Origin of the sequence: Sphingomonas sp., assembly GCF_036387535.1 — a bacterium.
Lineage (GTDB): Bacteria > Pseudomonadota > Alphaproteobacteria > Sphingomonadales > Sphingomonadaceae > Sphingomonas_R.
Genome location: NZ_DASVTO010000111.1, coordinates 1 through 9629, shown reverse-complemented (window position 1 = coordinate 9629; position 9629 = coordinate 1). Strand labels below are relative to the sequence as shown.

The 9629-nt window shown below is 67.8% G+C and carries 9 protein-coding genes and 1 pseudogene; 5 read left to right on the top strand and 5 right to left on the bottom strand.

The genetic code is table 11. The features are described from left to right. Both VF649_RS10420 and VF649_RS10415 read right to left on the bottom strand, forming a co-directional pair. Positions 1 to 478: SurA N-terminal domain-containing protein (locus VF649_RS10420; RefSeq protein ID WP_331011890.1), on the bottom strand; the 478-nt coding region annotated here is incomplete at its 3' end. Between the two features lie 87 nt (positions 479 to 565). Next, a complete protein-coding gene (locus VF649_RS10415) occupies positions 566 to 2860 on the bottom strand; it encodes an LPS-assembly protein LptD (RefSeq protein WP_331011889.1) in 2295 nt (764 codons plus the stop codon). A gap of 190 nt (positions 2861 to 3050) precedes the next feature. Here VF649_RS10415 and VF649_RS10410 point away from each other — a divergent pair, with 190 nt between their 5' ends. The 3 genes from VF649_RS10410 (at position 3051) to ndk (ending at position 5543) form a co-directional block, all read left to right on the top strand. Continuing rightward, positions 3051 to 4520, top strand: a complete 1470-nt coding sequence (locus tag VF649_RS10410) for a leucyl aminopeptidase (protein WP_331011888.1) — start codon at positions 3051 to 3053, stop codon at positions 4518 to 4520. Between the two features lie 80 nt (positions 4521 to 4600). After that, on the top strand, positions 4601 to 5041 hold the full coding sequence (locus tag VF649_RS10405; RefSeq protein WP_331011887.1) for a DNA polymerase III subunit chi: 441 nt from the start codon (positions 4601 to 4603) through the stop codon (positions 5039 to 5041). Between the two features lie 79 nt (positions 5042 to 5120). Beyond that, a complete protein-coding gene (gene ndk / locus VF649_RS10400; protein WP_331011886.1) occupies positions 5121 to 5543 on the top strand; it encodes a nucleoside-diphosphate kinase in 423 nt (140 codons plus the stop codon). Positions 5544 to 5630: 87 nt separating this feature from the next. Here the strand turns inward: ndk and VF649_RS10395 are convergent, their stop codons facing one another. The 3 genes from VF649_RS10395 to purM form a co-directional block, all read right to left on the bottom strand. Continuing rightward, a complete protein-coding gene (locus VF649_RS10395) occupies positions 5631 to 6260 on the bottom strand; it encodes a hypothetical protein (RefSeq protein WP_331011885.1) in 630 nt (209 codons plus the stop codon). Then, entirely contained in the window at positions 6257 to 6832 is a 576-nt protein-coding gene (gene purN, locus VF649_RS10390) for a phosphoribosylglycinamide formyltransferase (protein WP_331011884.1), read from the bottom strand. The genes VF649_RS10395 and purN overlap by 4 nt, the downstream gene beginning before the upstream one ends. A gap of 78 nt (positions 6833 to 6910) precedes the next feature. Then, complete coding sequence (gene purM / locus VF649_RS10385; RefSeq protein WP_331011883.1) at positions 6911 to 8008, bottom strand: phosphoribosylformylglycinamidine cyclo-ligase; 1098 nt, start codon at positions 8006 to 8008, stop codon at positions 6911 to 6913. A gap of 61 nt (positions 8009 to 8069) precedes the next feature. Between purM and VF649_RS10380 the strand changes: the two genes are divergently transcribed. Together VF649_RS10380 and VF649_RS10375 are read left to right on the top strand one after the other, a co-directional pair. After that, a complete protein-coding gene (locus VF649_RS10380; RefSeq protein WP_331011882.1) occupies positions 8070 to 9329 on the top strand; it encodes a heavy-metal-associated domain-containing protein in 1260 nt (419 codons plus the stop codon). Continuing rightward, a pseudogene (locus VF649_RS10375) lies at positions 9326 to 9629 on the top strand (chromosomal replication initiator DnaA); the annotation flags it as partial. The gene VF649_RS10380 and the pseudogene VF649_RS10375, both read left to right, overlap by 4 nt.

Genomic DNA, 9629 nt, shown 5'->3' with positions numbered 1-9629 from the left:
CGATCTGCCGCTTGAGCGACGAGTCGGAAGAACTCATCTGCGTCAGATAGGCGGACATCTGCTCCGGCGAGCGCTTGAAGTTGCGTGAAATCCTCGCGTAGCTCTCGTCCACTTCGGCCTTGGTGACGTCGATCTTGTTGGCCTTGGCTTCCTGGATCTGCAGCGTCTCGTCGATCAGGTTGCGCAGCACCTGCAGCTTCAGCCGCTCGCGCTCCTCGCCTTCCACCTTGCCGCCATTGGCGGCCAGCACCAGCGCCAGCCGCTGTTCGATGTCGGTCTGCGTGATGATCGTGCCGTTGACGATGGCCGTCGCCTTGCGGACGTTGGGATCGACCTTTCCGAACACGGTCAGGTCGTTGGGCAGGTTCATCGATTGCGCCGATGGTCCGACGCTGTCGTCCACGGTCTGCGCCACGGCGGAAACGCCCAGACCGAGCCCGGCCGCCAACAGGGCGGCACGCCCGATCCGATGCTTCAAATATGCACCCAATACCCGCTCCAATTCCTGTAATTCCACGCGCGACACGGGAATAGCCCCCGTACCGACCCCCGTCTGAACCCCAGCTTAGCGACCGAGGTTCTTGAGCGCCAGTGTCACGGCCACGGTGCTGCCGCGGCGGGTGGATCCGATGATGTCGAAATCCCGGCGATAGGATGCGCCCAGTTCGAGGCATTCGTCCTCGTACAGGATGCCGAGTCGTTGCCGGACCGGCTGATATCCGTCCGACAGCGACCCGGGATCTTCCTGCTTCCCGGTCAGATCGACGACGGTCGATCCGAATACCGAGACGGTGCGGGTCACCTGCAGCCGGCCGCCCAGCCGGATCTCCTCACGGTCGCGCAGATCCTCCAGCAGCGTGTCGACGTTGCGGTTCAGCCGGAAATAACCGACCGTGGCATAGGTCCGGCGACCGCCTAAAGTGGCGTCGATCTCGTTCCGGCGGACCTGCATATTGTCCTTGTCGAGCCGGATGCGCTGCGTCAGCGCGGCGAAGCGGCCGTAGCGGATCGTGGTCTGCGCCACGATATCGGAAAAGCGGTCGGTCAATCCCGTACCTTGCGGGAACAGCGACGGCTTGGTCGACAGGCGGTAGCTTTGCCCGACCAGCGCGCGGACCGACAGCCGCGGCAGATCCAGCGCCCATTCCGCACCATAGACGGCCCGCGATCCATCCTCGAACCGGTCATAGCCGCTGAACCGGTTGATCGCGAACAGGTTGAGCGTTTCCAGGTCGATCGCGCGGCTGTCCTCGTTGGGGATTGCGAGATTGCGGAGCGGGGGCGTGGCCACCAGTTGCAGCCGTGGCGTGATGACCTGCGTTCCGCCCAGGAAGGATCCGGTGAATGGCCAGCGCATGTCGACCGCCCCCGCGACGATGCCGCGCCCGGTCCAACCGTCGGTGCCCCGGTAGCTGATCGTCGGGGTCGCGAGGCCATTGTCGCTATGGTAGAGGTCGCCGCGTGCATAGGCGGTGAAGGTCACATCCTGACCCAGCGGCGTATATCGGCGCAAGTCCCAGCGGGCGCCGGCAAAGGCGCGCTGCGTATCCTGGCCCGCGGTGCGGATCAGCGACAGGCTGTTCAGTTGAAGCTCGACCCGTCCGCCGAGCCAGGGGTCGGTCAGGCGGCGCCGATAATCGATGGCGGGGATGGCGATCGGCTGTTGCCCCTGCACCGCGGTCGCGCGCAGCGTCTGTACCGCATAACCCGCAATCGACAGATAGCTGTCGCCATCGATCCGTTCGACATCGAGGACCGAGCGCAGGCGATCGTCGTTGGAAATGTCATAGCGGCGCAGGAAGGTGCGATCGGTGGTGAGGCGGAGCGACCCGGTCACCGACCAATAGGGATCCAGCTGGAACTTGCCATTGGCATCGAGATAGCCGCGGACACCGCGGTCGCTGTCGACATCCGCCGGTACCAGCAAGGCGGGCGAGCGCGATCCGTAGGTGACCATGCCGCCGACCTGGTAGGCGCCGTTCGACGTCAGTTCCCGGTACTGGCCACCGATCGCGGGCAGCACCTTGGTATAGACGTGCGGCGTGATCGTCAGATCGCGACCCGGCGCCATCTTGATATAATAGGGCACCGAAAACTCGGCACCGTTCAGGCGGGCGACCTGGAAATCGGGAACGAGCAGGCCGGGGCCGCCGCCCTGCTGGCCGTCGGGGTGCGAAAAGGCGGGCAGCCAGAGCACCGTGACGCCCAGCAGCGTGAAGCGCGCATCCCGGTAGCTGATCCGGTGCCGGGCGGGATCATGCACCACCCGCACCGCGCTGATCGTCCAGACCGGCGTGCGGGGGCAGCCGCCGGCATCGGTCACGGCGCAGGGTGTATAGGCGGCGCGTTCCAGGGTGCTGACGCCGTTGACGCGGGTGCCGCGGACCGCCGCAAGCCGTCCGCCATCCTCCAGCACCAGCAGCAGATTTTCGATCGCGCCGTCCTTCAGCGTGTCGGTCAGGTCGACGCTGTCACCATAAGCGGTGTCGCCGCCGGGATTGACGACCGCGACATTGCCCTCCGCCCGAACCGCGCCGGTCTTGCGGTTCCAAACGATGCGATCGGCGCGCAACCGGTTGCCGGACCGCACCATCCGCACGTCGCCGGTCGCGGTGACGATTTCGGTATTGTTGTCATAATCCAGCGTGTCGGAACTGAACCCGACTTCCTTGTCGCCCAGCGGTTCGGTGACGCCGACATTGGCGGGCGGCGCGACCGGGCGGGGCCGCAGATCGGGCACCGTCTGATCATCGGCGGACGAACCGGGCGCCGATACCGGACCCGTTACATCCTGCGCCGGGGCGGCAATCGCCGGCTGTGCCAGCAGCAGGGCGACCGGAATCAGGGTCCGGCTGGTCATCATCACGCGCAAGCAGGAACCCCGTCACGGCCACTATGGCACGGCAATGCCTATCGCATCGTCTTCCGCGGGCCGCAATCGCCGATGCGGCAGCGATGGTCGCCATGATTCGGGGGTGACCGCACGCATTTTGCCACCGCCCGGCGATGCGCCTAGAGAGAGACATCCGTTCAAAAGAAAGACTATCGAAATGCAGGTTCGTTTCGCAGACACTGGTCCCGCCGACGTGACGACGGTCGCCTATCCGGTGACCGGTACCGGTTTCCCGTCGACCGACCCGGCCGCCGCGGCGCTGGCCACGGGATCGGCCGCAGCGCAGCGGTTCGAAGGGGAGGCCGGATCGGTCATGGACCTGTTCGTGCCGATCGATGGCGGCGCGCGCCATGTGCTGTTCGTAGGGATCGGCAAGGCGGCGCCGTCGCCCGCGAACCACGAAAAGGCAGGTTCGGCGCTGGCCGCGCGCCTGCTGACGTCCGGCGAGACGCGGCTGGTGATCGACCTGACCGACAGCACGCTGGAAGACAAGGCGTCCGCGGCGGCGCATCTGGCGTTTGGCGCGGTCATGCGCAGCTGGCGCTACGACAAGTATCGCACGAAGCTGTCCGCGACGGCCAAGCCGACGCTGGCGGAGATCATCATCATCGGCGGCGGGGCCGGGGCGGCCGACGCCTATGCCCCGCTTGCCGCGCTGGCCGACGGGCTGTCGTTGACGCGTGAGCTGGTCACCGAGCCGGCGAACATCATCTATCCGGAAAGCTTCGTCGCGCGGTGTCGCGGCCTGGCCGATCTGGGCATCGAGATTACGGTGCTGGGCGAGGCCGAGATGGCGGCGGCCGGCATGGGTTCGCTGCTGAGTGTCAGCCAGGGCAGCGCGCGCGAGGCGCAGCTGCTGGTGCTGCATTGGAACGGGACCGGGGAGGCGGGTACGCCGCCGCTGGCGCTGGTCGGCAAGGGCGTGACGTTCGACACCGGCGGCATTTCGATCAAGCCCGCCGCCGGAATGGAGGACATGAAGTGGGACATGGGTGGTGCGGGCGCCGTGGCCGGTGCGATGGCCGCGCTGGCGGGACGCAAGGCCAAGGCCAACGTCGTCGGTATCTGCGGACTGGTCGAGAACATGCCGTCCGGCACGGCGACGCGCCCCGGCGACGTGGTGACGTCGATGTCCGGCCAGACGATCGAGGTCATCAACACCGATGCCGAAGGGCGGCTGGTGCTGTGCGATGCGATCACCTGGGTCCAGAAGCAGTATAGTCCCAAGACGATCGTCGATCTGGCGACGTTGACCGGCGCGATGATCGTCGCGCTGGGGCATGAGCATGGCGGGCTGTTCGCGAATGACGACACGCTGGCCGAACAGTTGCTGGCGGCGGGCACGACCAGCGGCGACAGCCTGTGGCGGTTCCCGCTGGGTGACGCCTATGACAAGCTGATCGACAGCCCGATCGCCGACATGAAGAATGTCGGGCCGCGGCCGGGCGGATCGATCACCGCGGCGCAATTCATCAAGCGCTTCGTGGATGAGGGGGTCCGCTGGGCGCATCTCGACATTGCCGGCATGGTGTGGGCCGCCAAGCCCGGCACGCTGCATGACAAGGGTGCGACCGGATATGGCGTCCGCCTGATCGACCAGTTCGTCCGCGACGCTTTCGAGGGTTGAGGCCGTCCCTCCCTCCCTGCGGCCCGATGGGACCAGGGGAGGGAGGTTACAGCGTGCGCGGATCTCGCTAGGCGGCGGACATGCAGGTCGACTTCTATCATCTGGGACACGCCCCGATCGAACAGGTGTTACCGCGGATCGCGGAGCGGGTAGTCGCCGCGGGCGGGCGCCTGCTGGTGGTGGCGGGGGATGCCGGCATGCTGGAGGCGCTGGATCGCGCGCTGTGGGCGTATGAAAGCGACGCGTTCCTGCCGCACGGCCGCGCGGGGCAGGGCGGCGAGGCGCATCAGCCCGTCCTGCTGTCGACCATCATCGATCCGCAGAACGGCGCGCGCAACCTGGCGCTGGTCGACGGCCAGTGGCGCGCCGAGGCGCTTGGATATGACCGGGCCTTCCATTTCTTCGATGACGGATCGGTCGATGCGGCGCGCGAGGCCTGGCGGTCGCTGAACGGCGTCGCGGATGTCGAGCGCCGTTTCTGGCGGCAGGACCCGGACGGGCGCTGGACCCGAGTCGCCTGAGCCGGCTTGCCCGGCGCGCGCCGGCCGACTAGAGGGGCGGCTCCATCCTTCACCGCTATTCACAGGAGCCCGTCCGGCCATGGCGACCGAGCGTACCTTTTCGATCATCAAGCCCGACGCCACGCGTCGCAACCTGACCGGTGCGGTCACCGCGATGCTGGAGGACGCCGGCCTGCGCGTCGTCGCGTCCAAGCGCATCCACATGACCCGCGAACAGGCGGAAGGCTTCTATGCCGTGCATGCCGAGCGGCCGTTCTTCGCCGATCTGGTGAGCTTCATGATCTCCGGCCCGGTGGTCGTCCAGGTCCTGGAAGGCGAGAATGCCGTCCTGAAGAACCGCGAAGTCATGGGCGCGACCAATCCGGAAAACGCGGCCGAGGGCACGATCCGCAAGGTGCACGCCGAATCGATCGAAGCCAATTCGGTCCATGGTTCGGACAGTGCCGAGAACGCCGCGACGGAAATCGCCTATTTCTTCAAGCCGGAAGAAATCGTCGGCTGATCGCGCGTGGGGGGCGGCGCCGTTGCGGCGGCTGTCCCCGTCCTCGACCCGGCTGGCACCGTGCCTGCCGGGTCGCCACGGCGTCGCTCAGCCCGCCTTTCCGGCTTTTCCGGCCCAGAGCGAATCGAGCCGTTTCGTGCCGTCGTCCCTGACGCGCGCGACCAGCGACAGCCCGCGCAGACGCACCGACGTCCCGCTGAGGAAGGCGGTGTCGGTGGCGTAGCCGATATCGTAGATCGCATGATCGGTGACGAGCACCCCGTCCGCCAGATAGCGGGTGGTGAGCAGCACCGGCAGCCGTTCGTCGCCGCGGGTTTCCGGCTTCATCCCCGCCGCACGGCGCGCCTTGACCAGTGCGGTGTCGAACCAGCCGGACTCAATCCGCGCATCGCCGGTCGTGTCGATCGGGCTGAGCCCCAGCGCCGCCGGGAAGCGGATCGTCTGCGACTGGATGCTCTGTTCAGGGCGCAGCGGCGCCAGATCCAGGCGCCTGGCAGACCGGTCGGCGATCGCCTTCAGCAGCAAGGTCCGGTTGGCGATGGTGGCGCGCGCGGCCTCGCCCGATTTCTCGATCCGCTCGTCCTGCCGCTCCGTGTAGCTGTTCCACAGCGACAGTCCGGAGATGGCGACGGCGGCAACCGCCAACACTTCGCCCAACGTGACCCAGCGGCGGCGGATACGCGCCGATTCGGCTTTTTCCTTTGGCGTTTCGGTCATGCGCGTACCCATTCGGCCAGCGCTTGCGGATACAGGCGGTGTTCGGCGACCAGTACGCGTGCGGCCAGTGTATCGGCATCGTCGCCCTGCAGGATCGGCACGCGCGCCTGCGCCAGCACCGGGCCATCATCCAGTTCCGGCGTGACGACATGGACGGAGCAGCCGGCCTCCGCATCGCCGGCGGCGATCGCGCGGGCGTGCGTGTCGAGCCCCTTGTAGAGCGGGAGCAGCGAGGGGTGGATGTTGACGATGCGGCCCTGCCACCCCGCGATGAAGCCCGGCGACAGCAGCCGCATATAGCCCGCCAGTGCGATCCGTTCGGCGCCGGCGGCACGGATCGCGGTATCGAGCAACGCATCGAAATCCGCGCGTTTCAGGCCCTTGTGACTGTGCGCGAAGGTCGGGATGCCGGCGGCCTGCGCCAGCGCGATCCCGCCCGCGTCGGGATCGTTCGCGGCGACGAGGACAACGCGATAGGGGCAGTCAGCGGCTTGCGACGCTGCGACGAGCGTCGCCATGTTCGATCCGCGACCCGAAATGAGAATCGCGATCGGTGTCCTGGACGCGGTCATGGTGTGACGTTTCGGGCGGGCAAGAGAGGCTCTCGACAGGATCGAACCGGACGGGCCGCAGGAGAAGGGTGGCGCGATTCAGGCATGGAAGGACGCCGACCAGTCTTTGCGGGCGCTCCAGCATTCCGCCGAACCGCGGACGGTGCAGCCGGTCGGGCCGGCGGCGACGGTGCCGATGCGGTGAACGGTTTCACCCGCCGCCGTGAGATCGGCCGTGACGCCATCCACCTCCGCAGCGGCCACGACCACCGCCATGCCGATGCCGCAGTTGAACGTGCGCGCCATTTCCGCCGGTTCGATGTTTCCCTGCGCCTGCAGATAGGCCATCAGCCGCGACTGCTCCCACGCGTCGGCATCGATGGTGGCATGAAGCCCGTCGGGCAGGACGCGCGGGATATTTTCCAGCAGACCGCCGCCGGTGATGTGGGCCAGCGCATGGAGGCGACCGGACCGCACGATCGGCAGGAGCGCGCGGACATAGATGCGGGTCGGCGCCATCAGGGCATCGATCAGGATGACGTCCTGATCGAACAGCGCCGGGCGATCGAGTTTCCACCCCTTGTCCGCCGCGAGCCGCCGGACCAGCGAGAAGCCGTTGCTATGGATGCCGGACGAGGCGAGGCCGAGCACGACATCGCCGTCGCAGACCCGGTTGCCGTCGAGCACGTCGGTGCGTTCGACCGCGCCGACGCAGAAGCCGGCGAGATCATAATCGCCCGGTGCATACATGCCGGGCATTTCCGCGGTTTCGCCGCCGATCAGCGCGCAGCCTGCCTGGCGGCAACCATCGGCAATGCCCGCCACGACGGTTTCGGCCACGCCCAGATCCAGGCTGTTGCACGCGAAATAATCCAGGAAGAACAGCGGTTCGGCACCCTGTACGATCAAATCGTTGACGCACATCGCGACGAGATCGATCCCGACCGTGTCATGTCGCCCGCTGTCGATGGCGAGTTTGAGCTTGGTGCCGACCCCGTCATTGGCAGCGACCAGCAGCGGATCCGAATAGCCGGCGGCCTTCAGATCGAAGAACCCCCCGAATCCGCCCAATTCGGCATTGGCGCCCGGCCGTCGTGTCGATTTCGCCAAAGGCGCAATCGCGCGGACCAGCGCATTGCCCGCCGCGATCGAAACGCCCGCCTGGGCATAGGTGTAAGATGTGTCGTCATTGGCCATGTCCGGGCGATTAGACATAACGCGCTTGGATTTCCACGACCAAGTCGCCACAAGCGCGGTCGTGTTCCGTCTGCGCCCCCCGTTTCGCGTCCTGATCGCGTCCGCCGGCCTGTTCGCGCTGGTCGCCGGTGGGATCGCCATCAGCCAGATCGAGCCGGGCGACCGGGGTGTCGCGCCGATCGACAGCACGTCCAGCTACGAGATTGGCGGGGTGGCGGTCGATATCTCCGCCCGCGATGCCGATGCGGCGCGCACTGCGGGCTGGCGCGAGGCGCAGCGCAAGGGCTGGCGGATGTTGTATGCCCGGCTGCACGGCGTACCCGTCGCGGAAGCCCCGCGACTTCCCGACTCCACGCTCGATTCGATCGTGGCGGGGATCGTGGTCGAGGAGGAGGAGATCAGCGCCCGGCGGTACATCGCGCGGCTGGGCGTCCTGTTCGATCGCGCGCGGGCCGGTGCGTTGCTGGGCGTGGGCGGCCAGGTGCGGCGATCCGCGCCAATGCTGACGATCCCGGTCATGTGGTCCGGCGGGGCGCCGCAGAGTTTCGAACTGCGCACGCAGTGGCAGCAGGCATGGGCGCGGTTCCGCACCGGTGGCACCCCGATCGATTATGTCCGCCCGGTCGGCACCGGGGCGGACCCGCTGCTGCTGAACGTCGCGCAGACGCGGCGGCCGGGACGTGCCTGGTGGCGGATGCTGCTGGACCAATATGGCGCGTCGGACGTGCTGGTGCCGGAGGTGTCGATCAAGCGCAGCTTTCCCGGCGGGCCGGTGCTGGCAACCTTTACCGCGCGGCACGGACCGGACGGGACCGTGGTGGATCGCTTCACCCTGCGTGCCGCGACGTCGGCCGCGATTCCCCGGCTGCTGGACGAGGGTGTACGGCGGATCGATATCGCCTATGCCGACGCGCTGCGAGCCGGTGGGCTGTCGCCCGATGCGATGCTGGTGGAGGAACCGGTCGACCCCGATCTGCTGGATGCTGCGGCGGACGATGCGGTGATCGGCGCCGACGCCGATGCCGGAACCAGCTTCAGCGTGCAGGTCGACACGCCCGATGCGGCATCGCTGGTCCGGGCGGAACAGACAATCCGGACGGTGCCGGGCGTGCGATCGCTGAGCACGTCCAGCACCGCGATCGGCGGGGTGTCGGTGATCCGCCTGCTGTTCCAGGGCGATGCCGCCGGGCTTTCGATGGCGCTGGCGGCGCGCGGGTTGCGCGCGGAAGAAACCGGCGACAACAGCTTCCGGCTGCGCACGCCGGGGGCGGCCCCGACCACGCCGCCGCCGTCGCCCGCCGAGCCCGCGCCGCGGCCATGAGCCAGATCGCGCTGCCGCTGCTCTGGCCGGCGGAGGATGCGATCGGCGATTTCATCCAGTCCGCCAGCAACCAGGCGGCGGTCCGCCATCTGAAACACCGTGCCCTGTGGCCGGTGATGACGACCGTGCTGACCGGACCGCGCAAGTCCGGCCGCAGCCTGCTTGGCCGGATGTTTGTGGCCGATAGCGGCGGGCGCCTGATCGACGACGCCGATCGCCGGCCGGAGGAAGAGCTGTTCCATGCCTGGAACCGGGCGCAGTCCGATCGTCGGCCCCTGCTGCTGATCGCCGATCGGCCGC

Coding starts and splice junctions, on each gene's coding strand:
- ndk (WP_331011886.1), top strand. CDS start 5,121: ATGGCGACCGAGCGTACCTTTTCGATCATCAAGCCCGACGCCACGCGT.
- VF649_RS10405 (WP_331011887.1), top strand. CDS start 4,601: ATGCAGGTCGACTTCTATCATCTGGGACACGCCCCGATCGAACAGGTG.
- purM (WP_331011883.1), bottom strand. CDS start 8,008: ATGGCCAATGACGACACATCTTACACCTATGCCCAGGCGGGCGTTTCG.
- VF649_RS10395 (WP_331011885.1), bottom strand. CDS start 6,260: ATGACCGAAACGCCAAAGGAAAAAGCCGAATCGGCGCGTATCCGCCGC.
- purN (WP_331011884.1), bottom strand. CDS start 6,832: ATGACCGCGTCCAGGACACCGATCGCGATTCTCATTTCGGGTCGCGGA.
- VF649_RS10410 (WP_331011888.1), top strand. CDS start 3,051: ATGCAGGTTCGTTTCGCAGACACTGGTCCCGCCGACGTGACGACGGTC.
- VF649_RS10415 (WP_331011889.1), bottom strand. CDS start 2,860: ATGACCAGCCGGACCCTGATTCCGGTCGCCCTGCTGCTGGCACAGCCG.